The sequence below is a fragment of the Fructobacillus tropaeoli genome, assembly GCF_001047135.2.
Taxonomy (GTDB): Bacteria; Bacillota; Bacilli; order Lactobacillales; family Lactobacillaceae; genus Fructobacillus; species Fructobacillus tropaeoli.
On the sequence record NZ_DF968082.1, the window covers coordinates 53,777 to 69,861 of the forward strand.

Annotated in this window: 19 protein-coding genes; 4 read left to right on the forward strand and 15 right to left on the reverse strand. The window is 45.0% G+C overall.

The genetic code is table 11. The annotated features are described in order from the left end of the window. Positions 1-92 precede the first annotated feature (92 nt). Genes AOQ32_RS05120 through AOQ32_RS05140 form a run of 5 tightly spaced genes read right to left on the reverse strand, consistent with a single transcriptional unit; the run spans position 93 to position 4,406 of the window. Positions 93-2,075, reverse strand: coding sequence for an FtsX-like permease family protein (locus AOQ32_RS05120; protein WP_059393898.1), 1,983 nt, complete (start codon positions 2,073-2,075; stop codon positions 93-95). A 1-nt stretch (position 2,076) separates the two neighbouring features. Next, positions 2,077-2,826 (reverse strand): ABC transporter ATP-binding protein, encoded by a 750-nt coding sequence (locus tag AOQ32_RS05125; RefSeq protein WP_059393899.1) that lies wholly within the window; start codon positions 2,824-2,826, stop codon positions 2,077-2,079. Positions 2,827-2,838: 12 nt separating this feature from the next. Further along, positions 2,839-3,537: a DUF4097 family beta strand repeat-containing protein gene (locus AOQ32_RS05130; RefSeq protein ID WP_059393900.1), complete on the reverse strand. Its 699-nt coding sequence runs from the start codon at positions 3,535-3,537 to the stop codon at positions 2,839-2,841. A 4-nt stretch (positions 3,538-3,541) separates the two neighbouring features. Beyond that, positions 3,542-4,099, reverse strand: a complete 558-nt coding sequence (locus tag AOQ32_RS05135) for a DUF1700 domain-containing protein (protein WP_059393901.1) — start codon at positions 4,097-4,099, stop codon at positions 3,542-3,544. 1 nt (position 4,100) lies between these two features. Then, a complete protein-coding gene (locus AOQ32_RS05140) occupies positions 4,101-4,406 on the reverse strand; it encodes a PadR family transcriptional regulator (RefSeq protein ID WP_047975645.1) in 306 nt (101 codons plus the stop codon). 206 nt (positions 4,407-4,612) lie between these two features. Between AOQ32_RS05140 and AOQ32_RS09065 the strand changes: the two genes are divergently transcribed. Continuing rightward, positions 4,613-4,744 carry a hypothetical protein gene (locus AOQ32_RS09065; protein ID WP_275542755.1) on the forward strand — a complete coding sequence of 44 codons (132 nt, stop codon included), beginning with the start codon at positions 4,613-4,615 and terminating at the stop codon, positions 4,742-4,744. A gap of 45 nt (positions 4,745-4,789) precedes the next feature. On the opposite strand, the gene AOQ32_RS05145 is transcribed toward AOQ32_RS09065, so the two are convergent. Further along, a complete protein-coding gene (locus AOQ32_RS05145; protein WP_059393902.1) occupies positions 4,790-5,389 on the reverse strand; it encodes a TetR/AcrR family transcriptional regulator in 600 nt (199 codons plus the stop codon). A gap of 110 nt (positions 5,390-5,499) precedes the next feature. On the opposite strand from AOQ32_RS05145, the gene AOQ32_RS05150 reads away from it, so the two are divergent. Both AOQ32_RS05150 and AOQ32_RS05155 read left to right on the forward strand, forming a co-directional pair. Further along, positions 5,500-7,467, forward strand: coding sequence for an ABC transporter ATP-binding protein/permease (locus AOQ32_RS05150; RefSeq protein ID WP_059393903.1), 1,968 nt, complete (start codon positions 5,500-5,502; stop codon positions 7,465-7,467). A gap of 525 nt (positions 7,468-7,992) precedes the next feature. Beyond that, positions 7,993-9,219, forward strand: coding sequence for an MFS transporter (locus AOQ32_RS05155; protein WP_059393904.1), 1,227 nt, complete (start codon positions 7,993-7,995; stop codon positions 9,217-9,219). A gap of 125 nt (positions 9,220-9,344) precedes the next feature. Here the strand turns inward: AOQ32_RS05155 and rpsI are convergent, their stop codons facing one another. Together rpsI and rplM are read right to left on the reverse strand one after the other, a co-directional pair. After that, positions 9,345-9,740, reverse strand: a complete 396-nt coding sequence (gene rpsI / locus AOQ32_RS05160; RefSeq protein ID WP_059393905.1) for a 30S ribosomal protein S9 — start codon at positions 9,738-9,740, stop codon at positions 9,345-9,347. An 18-nt stretch (positions 9,741-9,758) separates the two neighbouring features. Beyond that, complete coding sequence (gene rplM / locus AOQ32_RS05165) at positions 9,759-10,202, reverse strand: 50S ribosomal protein L13 (protein ID WP_059393906.1); 444 nt, start codon at positions 10,200-10,202, stop codon at positions 9,759-9,761. Between the two features lie 308 nt (positions 10,203-10,510). Between rplM and AOQ32_RS05170 the strand changes: the two genes are divergently transcribed. Beyond that, positions 10,511-10,744, forward strand: a complete 234-nt coding sequence (locus AOQ32_RS05170; protein WP_059393907.1) for a hypothetical protein — start codon at positions 10,511-10,513, stop codon at positions 10,742-10,744. Between the two features lie 344 nt (positions 10,745-11,088). Here AOQ32_RS05170 and AOQ32_RS05175 read toward each other — a convergent pair whose 3' ends face one another. From AOQ32_RS05175 to AOQ32_RS05205, 7 genes are all read right to left on the reverse strand, one after another. After that, a complete protein-coding gene (locus AOQ32_RS05175) occupies positions 11,089-11,496 on the reverse strand; it encodes a pyridoxamine 5'-phosphate oxidase family protein (RefSeq protein WP_059393908.1) in 408 nt (135 codons plus the stop codon). Positions 11,497-11,580: 84 nt separating this feature from the next. Further along, entirely contained in the window at positions 11,581-12,354 is a 774-nt protein-coding gene (gene truA, locus AOQ32_RS05180) for a tRNA pseudouridine(38-40) synthase TruA (RefSeq protein ID WP_059393909.1), read from the reverse strand. A 27-nt stretch (positions 12,355-12,381) separates the two neighbouring features. Continuing rightward, entirely contained in the window at positions 12,382-13,182 is an 801-nt protein-coding gene (locus AOQ32_RS05185) for an energy-coupling factor transporter transmembrane component T family protein (RefSeq protein WP_059393910.1), read from the reverse strand. After that, on the reverse strand, positions 13,175-14,074 hold the full coding sequence (locus tag AOQ32_RS05190; RefSeq protein ID WP_059393911.1) for an energy-coupling factor transporter ATPase: 900 nt from the start codon (positions 14,072-14,074) through the stop codon (positions 13,175-13,177). The genes AOQ32_RS05185 and AOQ32_RS05190 overlap by 8 nt, the downstream gene beginning before the upstream one ends. Continuing rightward, on the reverse strand, positions 14,050-14,871 hold the full coding sequence (locus AOQ32_RS05195; protein WP_059393912.1) for an energy-coupling factor transporter ATPase: 822 nt from the start codon (positions 14,869-14,871) through the stop codon (positions 14,050-14,052). Before AOQ32_RS05195 ends, AOQ32_RS05190 begins: the two co-directional genes overlap by 25 nt. 191 nt (positions 14,872-15,062) lie before the next feature. Continuing rightward, positions 15,063-15,455, reverse strand: coding sequence for a DUF3021 domain-containing protein (locus AOQ32_RS05200; RefSeq protein ID WP_059393913.1), 393 nt, complete (start codon positions 15,453-15,455; stop codon positions 15,063-15,065). A gap of 8 nt (positions 15,456-15,463) precedes the next feature. Continuing rightward, entirely contained in the window at positions 15,464-16,078 is a 615-nt protein-coding gene (locus AOQ32_RS05205) for a LytTR family DNA-binding domain-containing protein (protein ID WP_239061187.1), read from the reverse strand. Positions 16,079-16,085 lie beyond the last annotated feature (7 nt).

Sequence of the window (16,085 nt, forward strand, 5' to 3'; positions counted from 1 at the left end):
ACAGAAAAAGACGAACCCGACCGCCATTGCAGTAGAGTTCGTCTTTATTTTGAAATCATGGAAACTGATTTTTCAGAGTCCAGACTATCTTTTTATTGGTTAACAATTTGTTGATAACGCTTGGATGTTAGCCAGTAAATCACCAGGTAAATCAGGATGACAATCACCATCATCGTGACCATAACTGGGATGAAAATCGTTGGGTCAAACATCCCCAAAGTCTTGAAGACCGTCTTCAAGATTGGGAAGGCAAAGGCCGCATTCAAGACCAATAACAAGAGTGGCAAACCGAAGAGCAGACGAATTTGGCGGTTAATCATTTGCTTGGTTTCCGCCAGGCTGAGGCCAATTCGTTGCATCTTCTTGAAGTTTTGTCGGTCAACCATTCCCTCAGCAACTTGCTTATAGTAAACAATCAAGACCGTGGTAAAGGTCAACACAACCGCCGTCAAGACACCGACGAAGACCAAGCTACCAAAGACAGTTTCGATGCTTTGCACGGCGTCGGCTCGGTCCGTGACCTGGCCACCCGTCTGTTGGAAAATCTTGCTCAAGTCCTTGCTAAAGGCAATTTCATTTTTCTTCGTGCCCTTCACGTCATAGGCATAGAGATGAGTCACTGCATCCGGCATGTCCGAGATTGAAACTTGGACACCACCGTCATTGCTTGCCGGTACCTGAACATCCTTCAAGAAATCATTCAGCTGGCTTTGCTGGTTCACGACCAAGTAATAGTAGCTTGGACCGGATGGTGCGGTTGAATCAGGTGAGGTAAATTGGTTAATCGTTTTTACCTTGTAGGTCTTACCCCCAATTTGCAGTTTTGTTGGCACCTGCTTTTGATGCGTTGCGTAAATCCCAACCTCATCGCTAGCCAACGAAACGGATTGTCCCTGCCACTGTTTCAAGCTCGTAGCCGTCATAGCTCGGAAAACCGGTGTCGCCATAACGTCGCCCGTGCCAGTAAAACGGCTGATCTTACCCTCGTCGCTGACATTAGCCAAGATGGCATTGGTTGCTTCCAATTCATGACTAGCGCTCAAAGTTAAGTTGTGCTCTTGGGCGCTCTGTTGGACCTGCTTTAACTGGTCCTGTGACAAGGCCTGGGTACTCGTAATCGTTGTATCGTAAGGCAGGTACTGGCCAAACTTGCTGGTCACCTGCTGCATGGAAATTGCTGCCGTCAAAGCCACAACGATGGTTGTGAATAGCAAGGCAACGGTGGCCAAGCCGGCCCCATTGTTCTTCACTCGGAATAAGAGTCCCGAAACGGGGACAAAGTGCTTGTCCTGATAGTAGTACTTTTGGTTCTTGCGCAAACGCTTTAAGAGCCAACCAATACCAACAATCATCACCAGATAAGTCCCGACAATCACCAGGCCGACTGCCCAGATAAAGGAGAACAAGGCATTCAAGCTTGGCTTCGTTGTCAAAGCCAACCAGTAACCAGCGATTAGGATCACAAAGCCCGTAATGCCCAGGAAGGCCTTCGCCTTTGGTTCTTTGGCAACCTTTTGGTCGGACTTGGTCAAATCAATCAAGCTTGTCCGACCGATTTTAAATCCTTCAATCATGGTCATCAGGAAAAACAATGCTGCGTAAATCAGCCCAACCGTGACCACCGTATTCCAGTCAAAGGCAACCCGGTAATCCTGGCCACCTGCTAACTGATTTAACACGGGAAAGGCAATGAACAGGGCGCCAAACGAAGCCGCCAGTCCGATAATCGTCGTGATGAACCACAGGCCAAGTGACTGCCAGGCCACCACCATAAAGCCCTGAAAGCGCGACATCCCCAACATCGAGAGCGTCCCGATTTGCCGTTGCCGCCGACCGGAGACAAAAGAGTTGGCATAGAAAATAAAGACTGCACCAACCAACAGTGACAAGACTAAGCCTAAGACCATCACAGCCTTGATAATCTTGCCATATTCGGAAGTAGCGATGCTGTGGTTGTTGCGAATGGCAAAGAACATCGCGTTAACCATCAACAAGAAAGCATTGGCAAAAATAAATAAGGCGTAGTGGCGAAAATCCTTTTTGAGTGTTTGCAGTGCAAAACGAAGACTCAACATCTTATGCACCTACTTTCGTCAACTCCGTTAGCTGGTTGGAAATGGCTGACAGGTATTCCTCCTGACCCATTTCGCCCCGGTCTAAGGCAGTTTGAATCCGACCGTCTTTGATAAAGAGGGTCTTCTTAGCATAGGAAGCGGACAATGATGAGTGAGTGACCATGACGATGGTCTGCCCCGCCGCGTTCACGTCCTGGAAAATTGATAGCATTTCTTGAGCAGTCTTAGAATCCAATGCCCCTGTTGGTTCATCGGCCAAAATCAGTGCCGGCCGCGTAATCAAAGCACGAGCAGCAGTCACTCGTTGCCGCTGTCCACCAGAAATCTGGCTGGGATACTTATCCAAAAGCTCTTGGATCCCCAGTCGTGGAGCCAATTCGCTCAAGCGACTGTCCATTTCGGACTTAGGAGCCTTAGTCAAAACCAATGGCAAATAAATATTGTCACGGTTGTTGAAAATGTCCAAAAGATCAAAGGACTGGAAGATAAAGCCGAGGTTTTCTCGTCGAAAGACTGCCTTCTTGCCGTCTGATAAATCAGTGGTCTCTACCCCGTTTAACTTAATGGATCCATTGGTTGGGTTATCAAGGGTGGCCATAATGTTTAACAGCGTGGTCTTACCCGCACCGGACTCACCCATGATAGCGACATAGTCCCCTTCATTAATTGTCAGTGAAATATCCTGCAAGACCTGCTTGTTTTGGCTGTCCGGATAGGACTTCTGTACGTGTGTTAGTTCTAGTATTGCCATTGTTATTCTCCTTTAGTCCAGATCAACATCGCCGGACTGATTCATTAAATGTAAATTAGCGCCATCGCCGTAACTGACATGGTAGGCCCGCTTCATTGAAAGCGACCCAGACTTCGTCTCAGCCTCAACGGTTGGCAACTGGCTTTGTTCCACTTCGATATCACCATTTTTGTTGGTAACATTGCCACCACCGTCGATGGTCACTTGCTTCAATTCAATGTCACCATTTATGTTGGTTAATTGAACTTGGTTCGTGCTGATGTTTTTGAGCTTAATATCGCCATTCTTGGTTTGGATGTCCAACGTTTGCAGCTTGATATTCTTTGGTACCGTGATTTCTAATCGCTGGTCCCCAGCTTGAAAGTTATTGGCCTTTCCTGATTTTTTAACCACAACTAACTGCTGATTTTCAATCTTGGTCTCAAAGAGCGCGTGTTCAGAGGAATCCGTTTCCTCCACAGCGTACTTGTCACCACTTTTAACCACGATGTCAAAGCTATTGGTATCAACTTTCAATCCTTGGATATTTTCGTTTGTCAGCTGACTCTTATCCGGGCTAATATCGTGTGTTTCTGTTTTGACGTGAGATAAGTCACGCGTCAGCACCCTGGCAAAATCAATCTCTCCAGGCTTGGCTAAGACAAAGGAAACACTGGATAGCACTACCCCAACACCCATCAAAAAGACACCTAATTTCAACGATTTTTTCATTGTCTTAAATCCTTTCCCAAAGTTCTACAAGCCAGCGACTCAGAGCAACAATGCCCTGAATCACCTTTTTCGTGACAAAGATAATACCCGGAATTACCAAGAACATCAGACCGATAAAGATGATACCCAAGCCAGTAAAGAACAGTCCCGACCAGAAAATGTGGAATAACGTGAAGAGGCCGTAAATAAAGAAGGCGACTCCCGCAGCCGTGGCCAATAGCATCAAAATCGAGAAGACGAAGATGAGCATAAAGAGTGAAAAGAAGATGCCACCAAAGAATGGTAGAGTCAATGGTAACGTGATGATGATCAGGGCTAAAATCAGAACCCGATAAGCCGTTGTGTGCTGCGGTTCATAAGGCGGAACCTGCTCGCCGTTTTCGGTGTAATAGTCTGTCTTGATTTTTGTTGCTAACTCTTCCGGTGTGCCCAGACTTTCGATTGCCTCTGCATCGGACAATCCACCATCCTCAAGGTATTCACGATAATACTCTAAGATATCGTCTTTTTCTTTTGTTGGTAATCCTTTAAGTGCTGCTGCTAATTTTTCTAAATAGTTCATGTTACTCTCCCAAAATGCCGTTCACCTGCTCAACAAAGGTCTGCCACTCTTTTTTAGCGTCAGCCAGTTGCGCCTCTCCCTCTTTCGTTAACTGATAGTATTTCCGGGTTCGTTCATCAAAGATTGCCGACCGGGTGGTGACAAAGCCTTTTTGTTCGAGCCGTCGTAAGATGGGATAGGTTGTCGAATCAGAAATCGGAATGACTTCCTGTATTTTTTTTGTGATTACGTAGCCGTAAAGTTCTTCTTCGGACAATGTCTGTAAAACAACCGCCTCAAGAACCAGATTCGGAATCTTTATTTTCATCATCATACTCCTTAACATCTAATACTATATGTCATATAATATAGTTTGTCAAATAGGTTGAAACAATTTTTAAATACTTATTTCTTCCATTTTGAAGAAAAGATGCTATAACTCGCCACTTATAAGGTTTATTTCATCCAACCATTACCTTCATGGCAGCACAAAAAAGCCAACACCATCGATGATAGCGTTGACTTCTGGCAATCATGATAATCAAACAGACAATTATCTTGATTTCATATAATACGGATAAACATGTTCATGCTGATGACAAACCAATTCAGCAAATCATGCAAAAATACAAAGCCATTAAAAAAGCTGGCCTCATCTTGTTCTGATTTTTAATCATCCCCATTCAATAAAAATTATGGAATCGCTTCATCTTATCCCAAAGGCTTTTTCCGATCCTCTGGTCGGCCCAACGCCCCGTACTGCAAAAATAATTGGAGTCCTTCAATCTTTTGCTTGCTCAAATTTTCTTCCATCTTACCAAGGTAAGTAAAGACCCACGAAGCGACCATCAACATCACATCGTCACTAGCAGGCGTATTGATTTCGCCACTTGCTCGACCCTTTTTAATCAAAGTCGATATCAAAGACATTTGGGTATTATATAAGTAATCGTAAACAATCTTGGAATGCTTAATCACTCGTTGGAATTCGAAAAAGATATTCTCACCCAAAAGCCGTTCACACTCTTTCTTCTCCTTTTTAAAGGCATTAATAATTTTGGCAAAGGTTGCATCTGACCCGTCTGCCATCGCAATAATCGGCTTAAATCGGGTTTTATAAAAGTCCAAAACGACTTGCTCGGTTAGCTCCTCTTTTGTCGGAAAATACTTATACATAGTGACGATTGAAATATCTGCTTTTGAGCTAACATCTTTCATACTGGTAGCTCGAATACCCTGGTGCGTCATCAAGTCTGTGGCGGCAGCTAAGATTTTCTGCCGGTTTAATTGTTTTAATTCTTCTCTTTTCACAGGGGTTTGTCTCCTTAGTCGATAATTTATTTTATTATAGGTTGACTTTATTTTCAATAAAAGGTTTAATATAGCTTAGCAATATTAAAGTTTATTGTGAAAGGACACGTATGGCATATTTAGAATTAAAGAACATTAGGAAATCCTATTTCCTCGGAAAGGAAGAATTTCCGGTCTTAAAAGGCATCGATTTAAACTTCGACCTTGGTGACTTCGTTTCCATCCTGGGTGAATCAGGTGGTGGTAAGTCAACATTGATGAACATCATTGGTGGGCTAGATCGTAATTTCTCTGGTGAAGTTTTGGTCAAGGGCAAGTTGCTCGACCACAAGCAAGAAAAGGAATTGGATCGTTACCGTCGAGAAACGATTGGCTACATTTACCAGTCCTATAACCTGGTTTCACACCTGTCCGTCTTAGACAACGTCTTAGTTTCATTAGACATGACGACGTTAAACAAGAAGGAACGTGAAGACCGAGCTAAAGAACTCTTGCAAAAGGTTGGCCTAGAAAAGCAAATCAAACAGTATCCAAATCAGCTGTCTGGTGGACAGAAGCAACGAGTGGCTATCGCCCGTGCCTTGGCCTCTGATCCTAAAGTCATCATTGCCGATGAACCAACTGGTGCCTTGGATGCTGAAAATACGCTCGAAGTATTGGAATTATTAAACGACATCGCCAAAGAAGGTCGTTTGGTGATTACCGTTACCCACTCACAGGCCGTTGCCGATGCCGGTACGCGAATTGTGCGTTTGGCTGATGGTCAAATCGAGTCTGACGAACGTCTCAAGCCTGCCTTTGAAACGGCCGATAAAGAAATGCTTGGTTCTCGCCCATTGCCTTTGATGGCTAGTGTGCGAACAGCCGCTAAGCACTTTAAGTACAACATCAAGCACAACTCATTGATTATCTTGGGAACTGCCATCGGGTTGTTTGCCGTGGTCTTGTTCTCAGGACTTGGAAATGGAATTTCCGGCTATATTGGTGATCAGATTGCCAAGGTAGCCAACCCACAGTCAGTCACCGTTTCTCGTTATAATAAAGAAACTGACGGCGAGTCAAACGCTGCCGCTCTTCTTGGTGGTGGTAGCAAGGAAGCCTTTACTGCTGACCAAATCAAGCAAATCAAAGACACTTCCCACGTGTCAAAGGTTGAAAACTCTTATAGTGCTACCAACGTCAATACGACTTATAATGGTAAATCAGCAACCGTTACCTCATTGAAGAACTGGACTTCAGAAGACACGACCGACTCAATCAAGGCCGGTAACGCACCGAAGGCCAACGAAGTGCTCTTAGACGAAACAACCGTGACAAAGCGTCTTGGCTTCAGCAACTACAAGGATGCTATTGGCAAGGAAGTCACGATGACTTACCAAGTCCAAAACGGACAATCCGCTACTCCAGTGACATTCACTGCTAAGATTTCTGGTGTAACAAAGGCTAACAGCCAAGGTATTCCACAAGGATTTACCAGCACAAAGACTATGCAAGCTGCTATGGAAAAGTCTGGCTTATCAACTGCCCCAACTTCATTGAATTTGAAGGTTGATGATATGGACAACGTCAAGGCAACCACGAAGAAGATTGACAAAATCAAGGATGGTTCTTCTAACCGCCTTTACAAGACTTCTTCTGTTATGAGCATCATCGACCAAGCTCAAACTTACGTCAACTTGGCAACTAACGTTTTGGCAACCATCGCCGGTATCTCATTGATTGTTTCAGCATTGATGATTATCGTGACAATGTACATGTCAGTTTCAGCCCGGACCAAGGAAATCGGAATTCTCCGTGCCATTGGTGAATCAAAGGGTGACATCCAATGGTTGTTCATCACTGAATCATTGATCACTGGTCTGATTTCAGCAGTCTTTGCAACTGGTTTGGCATTCCTGGCCGAAGCTGGTGTCAACGCTGCTTTGAAGGGTACTGCCGACTATGCCTTCGTTCAAATTACTGCCGGCAACGTGACAACTGCGTTCGTCTTAGCAATCTTGATTTCATTGTTGGCCGCTATGCTGCCAGCCCGTCGAGCTTCTAAGTTGAACCCAATCGATGCATTGTCAGCTGACTAAGCTTACATCGTTGAATGGATAAATAAATGATATGGACCTCAGAATTAAAGCAAAATTCTGGGGTTTTATTATGGGCAAATTTCGGAATCGTAGGTCACGGTCATGGTAGCACAGGTTCTAATGGGATTAGTGAGTTCTCTACTAGTTCCTAAAACCGATCAATTGTTGAAAAGAATTGATCATACGTATCCAGACCGAGTTCATCAAGCTAATCAACCCTAAATGATATCTTCGATGTCAAAAGGCGCAAAATGACATCGAAAAGGGTACATGACATTGAATCCCTAAATTTTGGTGGCCGTTTTGTTTAGAATAAAACATAAAATCATTTATTTTTACACTCAACTATCCCAAAATATTCTTTAAATACCATGATTTTCAGATTGATTATTTCAATCTAAATGATTTTAAAATCAATATTTTCTATTTTTTTATTACAGTTAGATGATAGAATAATAGAAACATTTTAATCAAGCAGAGAAGATAGAATGGAAAATAGTTTTTTGGTTTTAAGAGGTATAAATCATGATTAATTTATTACGAAATAAAGCATTTAGAGGGTTGAGTCTAAGTACATTTTTCCAGGTTATTGGTATTAGTTTCTTTAATATTGTTCTGCTACTAATGGCCAAAAATACCAAAATGCCATCTTTTTGGGTTTCATTAGTATCAATCGCAACAGTCCTACCTGGCATTACTTCCATTTTTCTTGGCAGAATTTCAGGCGGTATCAGAAATAAAACCAAGTGGGTTATTCTTCTGACCTTAACTCAAAGTCTATTCTTTGTATTACTAGCTATTCTCTTTTTTACAACAGATCAATACATTGCCGTTGCGATTCTCGTTAACCTCTTGTCGGATATTATTGGCATCGTCATTAGTTTAATGAAGATGCCAATTATTCAAAATAAGGTTTCCGGAGAAAATCAACAACAGGCGATGGGTATGTACCAGAGTATTTCCTTAATTATTGAACCAGTCGGTCAAGCGATTGGTGTTAGTTATATTATGGCTACTCATAACTACGTGGTGGGAAGTATCATCAATGCCATCACCTTCCTGATTTCTGCCTTTATTTTATTTATTCATCGTAAGTATCTGACATATGAAGAAAAAAATGTAGAGGATGGTGACAATCACAAAATAAAAATTCGGGCGGTACTTAACTTATTTTCCGACATAACCGAAGTCCCGATTTTTAACATTTTACTATCGATTATTTTAGTTAATGCCTTAGGTACTAGTATTGATGGTATTTTAAACTTATATATCTTAGACAATCCGACGGTCTCGCCGTTTAGTTTTGGTACAACCATTCTGCTAATCAATATCACCTTTGTTTTAGGCAGTATTTTGGGATCCATTACGGTTAACGACATTCTCAAAAAGGCCAGCATTAAAACGTTAATTACCCTGGCCGCCAGCATTATCTTCTTGCTATACGTTGTCCTATTATTAAACCTCAATGTATTGCTGATCTTAATAGCAGCTTTTTCCATTACGTATATCACAGGAAAGGTGAACCCAAAATTATACGCACTGCTAATGAAAAATAGCGATTCCAAGTCTCTTAGCATCATATTAGGCGTATTAAATAGCGTGTTAACGGTCGCAGCCCCTCTAGGAAGTGTTATTTTAGTTGGTGGTTACCCCATTTTTGGAAAATTACCAATCCTTTTATTATCGATGGTTGTTTCAATAGCCGTTGTTATTTTGATTCAAAAAAGCACTGGTCCTAGGCTGAAAAAATAAAAGAACAAAACTGTTAATTGCTTTAGTCCCAAAGAAATCGGCTGTCTACGTGTTAAACACAAAAAAAGCACCAACCGATTGCGGTTGGTGCTTTTCCATGTTCTCGTAAAACGATAATGTAAAGATTAACGCTTTGAGAATTGTGAAGCCTTACGGGCCTTCTTCAAACCTGGCTTCTTACGTTCCTTCATACGAGCATCACGGGTCAAAAGACCAGCTTGCTTCAATGCAGGACGGAAGTCTGGGTCAACAACGAGCAAGGCACGGGCGATACCGTGACGAGTGGCTCCGGCTTGACCAGAGAAACCACCACCATTAACGTTAACCAAAACGTCATAGTTACCCAATGTATCTGTAGCGTTGAATGGTTGCAAAACAACTTCACGCAAGTTAGGGAAAGGAATGTAGTCTTCGATTGACTTGCCATTCATAGTGATGGCACCGTTACCAGGAACCAAACGGACCCGAGCAACTGAGTTCTTACGACGACCAGTTCCGGCATATTGTACTGCTGCAGTCATATTATCGGCACTCCTTTCTTAGACCAACTTGTTGATGTCAAGTACTTCAGGCTTCTGGGCAGCATGGTTGTGGTCTGCTCCAGCGTATACGTGCAAGTTCAAGCCTTGCTTACGTCCCAAAGATGTCTTAGGCAACATACCCTTGATTGACAATTCCAACAACTTTTCTGGATCATATTGACGGTAGTTACCGGCAGTACGTTCCTTCAATCCACCTGGGTGGTTTGAGTGATGGTAGTAAATCTTGTCAGTTGCTTTCTTACCAGTCAACTTTACTTCACCAGCATTGATGATGATGACGTTGTCACCCATATCAACGTTAGGTGTGAAAGTTGGCTTGTTCTTACCGCGCAAAATAGAAGCAACTACTGTTGACAAACGTCCCAAAACGACGTCCTTGGCATCAATAATGTACCACTTCTTTTCGATTTCGCTAGGCTTTGCTAAAAATGTTGTACGCATGGCGCGCTCCTTTGATTAGTTGTTTACATGTTAGGTCGTTCCTTACCTAACTTTTACAATAAGTTTCCGGGGCTTATCGTGAGGTAAACAATACCAACAACTATTATATCCATTAAGGCCGGCACTGTCAATTATTTTCCCGATTTTCTTGCTGATTTTCCATCAAAAAAATCAGTTCTATTCAAGCTCATTTGCTTCAGAAAAGAGCCCAAAAAATTCTAATGTTCAACGTTATGTTACAAAGTATTTAATTTAATGTGACAAACAAGTCACCGTCGTGTTATAGTACCTTTATAGGAGGAATCCGTATGCTACATCTTAGAGATATATGGAAAACAAAACCCTTCTGGATTTTTATCGCCTTAATGAGCTTAATCGTCCTCGGTGGTAACACCGCCATTGCTTCAGTTGGGCCTAACCCCTTACAGCAGCAACAGCAAGCCCCCACCAAGGTCGCTCAACCAAGCACACCGATTACAAATACCAGTGCTAAGCACATCCTGATGAAGCAGGTAGATATCGCAAAAAAACATGCTGAGTAATGTGGGTGTGCATTGGTTTACTTCTGCTATCGACAAAATTCAGATTCAATAATTAAGAACACTGGCTACCCGAATGCTGCCCAGTTTGCTAACAAAGACAAATTGGAGTCCCATACTCTTCTCCCCGTCATCCCCATTAGCAAACCGTCGGCCTAGCCACGACCCTACTTCTCCTCATTAAACTTTTCAGTTCACTGGCAGCACTGATAAAAAGGAGCCCCAACCGTGATTCATCGGTTGGGGCTTTTTGTTGTTTCAATTTAAAGGTAAAAAAGATTACGATTAATCGCCTGGCCTTCGCTACTAACACCGTTACTGCTTGGCTGCAGGCTATCGCCCGCTAATTAAGCAAAAGTTACCACTTCAGTACCGGCATAGGCGGCTAAACGAGCAGACCTAAAGGTTAATTCCAACAACACTTCTTCTTCAGGGTGTGGGTGGTTCTTCAAGAAAACAGGGTTGGTAAAGTAAGATTGCACATCCTGCCAAGTCTTCTTGGAACGCACCATCGTCACCTGGTTGGATTCGATTCGGGCACCGTTTTCATTCAAAGGCGTCATGATAGCCACCTTGGCATTTTGGTCCAAATCGGCAATCTTCGCCGTATCTGGTTGTGAAACCAGGTACCAAACATTGGGGCGGTCCGGATCAGCCGCAAAGCCCATAATCCGCAGGCTTGGTTGATCATCCTTGGCCGTTGCCACAAAAATCAGTCCCCGAGCAGCCTGAATATATTCCTCAAATAATGTCATGTTAACCTCCGTGTGTCGACTACCATCACCTAATCAACCTGCAAAAGCGCAAGCTGATTTTTTAAAGCGAAAAATTATCCTAACTCACAAACTATTATACGCTACTTCATCCAAATATAAACCGGCTGCGGGCGCTGTGTAGCGCGCCTGCTCACGGTCCTTGGCAGCAATCAAAGCAGGAATGGCATCAACCGGCCGGCGGCCCGTGCCGATTTCCAGCAAAACGCCAACCATAATGCGAATCTGGTTATACAAGAAGGCGTTGCCCTCGAAGGTAAAGACCAGTTCGTGCTCGTCTTCTTTGACCTCAATTTCGGCCTTCGTGATGGTCCGCACGGTTGTCGCCGTCTGATTGCCTGAAGCAGCAAAGGTGGCAAAATCGTGTTCGCCAATCAAATCAGGCATGGCCTGCTCAATCCGTTTCGGGTCCAAATGCCAGTGGAAGTGACCGGTATACCGGCGCTTAAAGGGATCCACATAGTCTTGGGTCGAAACCCGGTAGTAATAACGCTTCTGATGGGAAGCAAAGCGGGCATGGAAGTCGTCTGAGACCTGGTCTACCTGCTTAATCAAAATGTCCCTGGGCAAAATGGTGTTTAGCCCCTTGCGGACGCCCTCACCCGGAATATTAAAAGGCAGGTCGAAGTGAACGACCTGACCATTGGCGTGAACACCAGTATCGGTCCGTGAGGCCCCGACAACCTTAATTCGTTCAGCAGGATTCTTGCCCATCTGGTTGACGGCCTTGATTAATTCCCCCTGAACTGTGCGGTGGCGTTCCACCCCATTTTTACTTTGTACTTGAAAGCCTAAAAAATCAGACCCGTCGTAAGCGACAATCGCACGATAACGCGGCATCGGCGGCTCCCTTCCTGCTAATGTTGTTTAATTGATCCATAGTAATCCGATAAAAAGAAGGACAAACAGTCCAGTACCCAAAGCAGCCACTAAGTCTTGCTTGCTAAAGGATAAGACCCGGTACCGTGTCCGGTTATCCGCAGATTCAAAACCACGAACTTCCATGGCATTGGCTAAGTCCAGTGCCCGTTGCAAGGCCCCAATAAAGAGCGGAATCAACAAGGGCAAAACGGCCTTCGACCGCTTGATAAGTGATCCAGTAGACAGTGACATCCCCCGCGACTTTTGTGCCTTCATCACCTTATCCGTTTCCAGCATCAGCAATGGCACAAAACGCAAGGCAATCGAAAGCATCAAGGCCAGTTCAGCAACTGGTACCTTAATCGCCTTCAAGGGCTTTAAGAGCGACTCGATGGCACTGGCAATGGCCGTTGGCGGTGTTGTCAGCGTTAGGGCCGTTGACATCAGGACAATCAGCACAAAGCGCAAAACTACATAGAGGGCGTTAATCAAGCCCGGCAACGTAATTTTTAAGAACTGCCAGTGGAACAAGACGGGCGTGCCACCAGTAAAGAAGAGCTGAAGGCAGACGGTAAAGATAATGAGCCACATCACGGGCTTAATCCCCCGCCAATAAAGCCCCAGGCTTTGACCCGTTAAGACCAGCGTTAGGGCCAAAAACAAAGTGGCAAGGGCATAGGCCGGCCAGGTATTGGCAAAAATTAAGAGAAAGACATAGACTACCGTGACCAAAATTTTGGTTCTGGGATCAACCCGGTAAAGCCAGGCTTTGCCAGGAATAAATTGACCAATCACGAGGTTATTCATCTCGGTCACCTCCCGTCAAAGAATTTGGCACGGTCACCCGGTCCCAATTGACCTGGACCTTAATTTGCTCGGCCAAGTCCGCCACTGATTTTGGCAAATGGTCAAAATGATAACCATGGTCTTCGAGGTCCTTGGCGAAAGCCACTGGCTCCGGCAAGTCTAAGGCGTGGTCCAAGAACCATTGTCGGTCACGCAAAAAAAGCTGGTCGGGGGCTTCGATGGCCGCCACGCGGCCGTCTTGCATCACGACCACTTGGTCTGCGAGCGCTAGCACCTGGTCCATCTGGTGAGAAATCAGGACCACCGTCTTCTGGGCAGCCTTTAACTCCTGCAGCAAATCCAAAAGTTCCTCTTGGCCCTTGGGGTCGAGACCGGCAGCTGGCTCATCAAAAACCATGGCCTGTGGGTCCATCGCTAAGACACCTGCCAGTGCCACCCGGCGCATTTGTCCACCCGAAAGGTCAAAGGGCGAGTGCTGCCAAAATTCTTCCTTCAGGCCAACCTGGATTAATGCTTTTTTCGCGAGAGCTTCCGCCTCCTCGTCATTCTTGCCAAAGTTCTTAGGACCGTACATGACATCCTCTAAAACTGTGCTGGCGAAGAGCTGATTTTCCGGAAATTGGAAAACCATTCCCACTTGCGCGCGGACTGGTCCCAACGCCTTTTCCTTGGTCTTGCTGGTGACAACTTGGTCGCCAACCACGACTTGTCCACCGCTTGGCAACAAGAGCGCATTCAGGTGTTGAACCAAGGTTGACTTGCCCGAACCAGTTTGGCCGACAATGGCGGTAATCTGACCGGGTTCAACCGTTAAATTGATATCGTCGAGAATCTGCTTTACATTTTTCCCGGCGCCATAATGAAAGCTTAATCCTTCAATGTTGATAGCCATGCTGCCAACTCCTGCTTCGTTAAATACTGGTTAGGTGCCTTTGGCAGGGCTTGAGCTAGTTGAGACTCAAACGGTTGGTCTAAACCAAGCTCTTTGAGTGCCTGCCCCTGGACAAAGAGGTCCTGTGGTCGTTCGTCAAAGGCTAACTGACCGTCATTGATGACGACCACGCGGTCTGCCAAGGCGGCCTCCGCCATATCGTGAGTGATGACGATGAGGGTTAATTGGTCCTGATACTGATTTTTCAGGTCCTTTAAAGTCTGCAAAACAGCACTCTTCCCGGCTGGGTCGAGCATGGCTGTTGCTTCATCTAAAATAATCACTTTGGGCTTCAGGGCCAAGACGGATGCCAAAGCGACTCGCTGCTTCTGGCCACCCGAGAGCGTGTGTGGTTCCCGGTCGGCAAAATCAGCCATCCCCACCTGCTTCAGGGCTGCCTCAATCATCTTCGGCATTTCCTCAGACGGTACCTGGCGGTTTTCCAGGCCAAAGGCAACATCATCGGCGACGGTAGCGCCGACAAACTGGTTATCTGGGTTTTGAAAAACCATCCCCACCTGGGCACGGGCTTCTGCCAGTGTCTCAACGGTCAGTTGCTGACCAAAGATACTAATCGTACCACTGTTGGCTTCTAAGAGGCCCAGGATTAGCTTGGCGAGCGTCGATTTCCCCGATCCGTTATGGCCGACAATCGACAGCCACTGGCCCTCTTGGACTTCGACGTCAAAATCATGAAAGAGTGGGTCCTGGTCTGGGTACCCATAAGTCAAATTGTTAATTGTAATTGCGTTTGTCATTATCAAACATTTTACCATATTTGTAGGCTAAGGGCCGGTCGCGGTGCCTTGCTTGGCAACAAGTTTGAAATGAACCAATTTTTGTTTGACTGAGATAGTTGACGAGCGCTACTAAAAAAGCCGACCATTCTGGTCGACTTGTTATTCAATCCTTAGGCGGCAGCCCTTAAGCTTTTCGTGAAGCGCGGAGTTCATTTTGTTTGCGCCTTTTTCAAGGCGGCGTTGATTCGGTCAACCTGCGTCTGCTGGTCAACCTTGATAATCAACCAGATCACCAAGTAGGCGGTCACAAAAATCAACCAAAAGTTCAGGTTTAAGATACCATGAAAGACACCCGTCAACCGGTCAGTAAGGACGACCAAGGCAAAGGTCCCCAACAGATGAATGATAATGGCCGCCAAATAAGATAGGCGGTCAATGGTAACAATCAAAGTTAATAGGCCAATCGCAGCACTCATCAGCAAGACGCCAACGATATCCTTTGTTGTGATTTCAATTGTCTGGACAGAAACCAGCAGGGCCAGTAAATAGGTTAACGAACCATATTCCATACCACGAATTATTTTTAAGAATATTTTCTTCATTTTGTCTCCTATAAGCCTAAGTGGGCCATCAGGGCCTTCACATAACGCCGGCTGACTAAAGCTTGATTGCCACCAGCCAATTCCGCCGTCATATTGCCAGAAAAGCTGTTTGACAGCGATTGCAAGTGGTCGAGGTTAATCACGGAGTGCTTGGAAATTTGAACAAAGTTCGCCTGACCCAACCGGTCAACAAAATGTCCTAACCGCTCCTTCGCCAAAACCTGCCGGTTTGTAGTCGTAATCACGAGCTGACCGGCTTCCACATCAATCAAAATCAGGTCGGCGACCTTCAACAAAATAATTTCATCGGCCGTTTTGACCGAGAGAATACCGGATTGGGCGGTCGTTGCCTGTTTGGCAGAAGGCGCCGAGTGGTCACCACTCTCATCCGAGTTTGAATTTGCTGGCTGGGCCGTGGGCTCCTGTGAATCCGCCAACAGGGATTGGTCAGCCATTACGACAGACGATTTTAGCGATGTGTCTGAATTAGCTACTTCTCTCGATTGGTAGCGTCGCAAATAAGCTAACAAGTTGGTCACCTCTTGGGTAGTTTCTACCGCTTCTACCGTGACCTCCACCTGGTCAACTTTCATTTGCTGATTTTTTCGAAAATGAACTTCCACTAAGCTT

Bases quoted from the DNA above. Each gene is read 5' to 3' on its own strand.
- AOQ32_RS05120 (WP_059393898.1), bottom strand. From the start codon at position 2,075: ATGTTGAGTCTTCGTTTTGCACTGCAAACACTCAAAAAGGATTTTCGC.
- AOQ32_RS05125 (WP_059393899.1), bottom strand. From the start codon at position 2,826: ATGGCAATACTAGAACTAACACACGTACAGAAGTCCTATCCGGACAGC.
- AOQ32_RS05130 (WP_059393900.1), bottom strand. From the start codon at position 3,537: ATGAAAAAATCGTTGAAATTAGGTGTCTTTTTGATGGGTGTTGGGGTA.
- AOQ32_RS05135 (WP_059393901.1), bottom strand. From the start codon at position 4,099: ATGAACTATTTAGAAAAATTAGCAGCAGCACTTAAAGGATTACCAACA.
- AOQ32_RS05140 (WP_047975645.1), bottom strand. From the start codon at position 4,406: ATGAAAATAAAGATTCCGAATCTGGTTCTTGAGGCGGTTGTTTTACAG.
- AOQ32_RS09065 (WP_275542755.1), top strand. From the start codon at position 4,613: ATGATAATCAAACAGACAATTATCTTGATTTCATATAATACGGATAAA.
- AOQ32_RS05150 (WP_059393903.1), top strand. From the start codon at position 5,500: ATGGCATATTTAGAATTAAAGAACATTAGGAAATCCTATTTCCTCGGA.
- AOQ32_RS05155 (WP_059393904.1), top strand. From the start codon at position 7,993: ATGATTAATTTATTACGAAATAAAGCATTTAGAGGGTTGAGTCTAAGT.
- rpsI (WP_059393905.1), bottom strand. From the start codon at position 9,740: ATGACTGCAGCAGTACAATATGCCGGAACTGGTCGTCGTAAGAACTCA.
- rplM (WP_059393906.1), bottom strand. From the start codon at position 10,202: ATGCGTACAACATTTTTAGCAAAGCCTAGCGAAATCGAAAAGAAGTGG.
- AOQ32_RS05170 (WP_059393907.1), top strand. From the start codon at position 10,511: ATGCTACATCTTAGAGATATATGGAAAACAAAACCCTTCTGGATTTTT.
- AOQ32_RS05175 (WP_059393908.1), bottom strand. From the start codon at position 11,496: ATGACATTATTTGAGGAATATATTCAGGCTGCTCGGGGACTGATTTTT.
- truA (WP_059393909.1), bottom strand. From the start codon at position 12,354: ATGCCGCGTTATCGTGCGATTGTCGCTTACGACGGGTCTGATTTTTTA.
- AOQ32_RS05185 (WP_059393910.1), bottom strand. From the start codon at position 13,182: ATGAATAACCTCGTGATTGGTCAATTTATTCCTGGCAAAGCCTGGCTT.
- AOQ32_RS05190 (WP_059393911.1), bottom strand. From the start codon at position 14,074: ATGGCTATCAACATTGAAGGATTAAGCTTTCATTATGGCGCCGGGAAA.
- AOQ32_RS05195 (WP_059393912.1), bottom strand. From the start codon at position 14,871: ATGACAAACGCAATTACAATTAACAATTTGACTTATGGGTACCCAGAC.
- AOQ32_RS05200 (WP_059393913.1), bottom strand. From the start codon at position 15,455: ATGAAGAAAATATTCTTAAAAATAATTCGTGGTATGGAATATGGTTCG.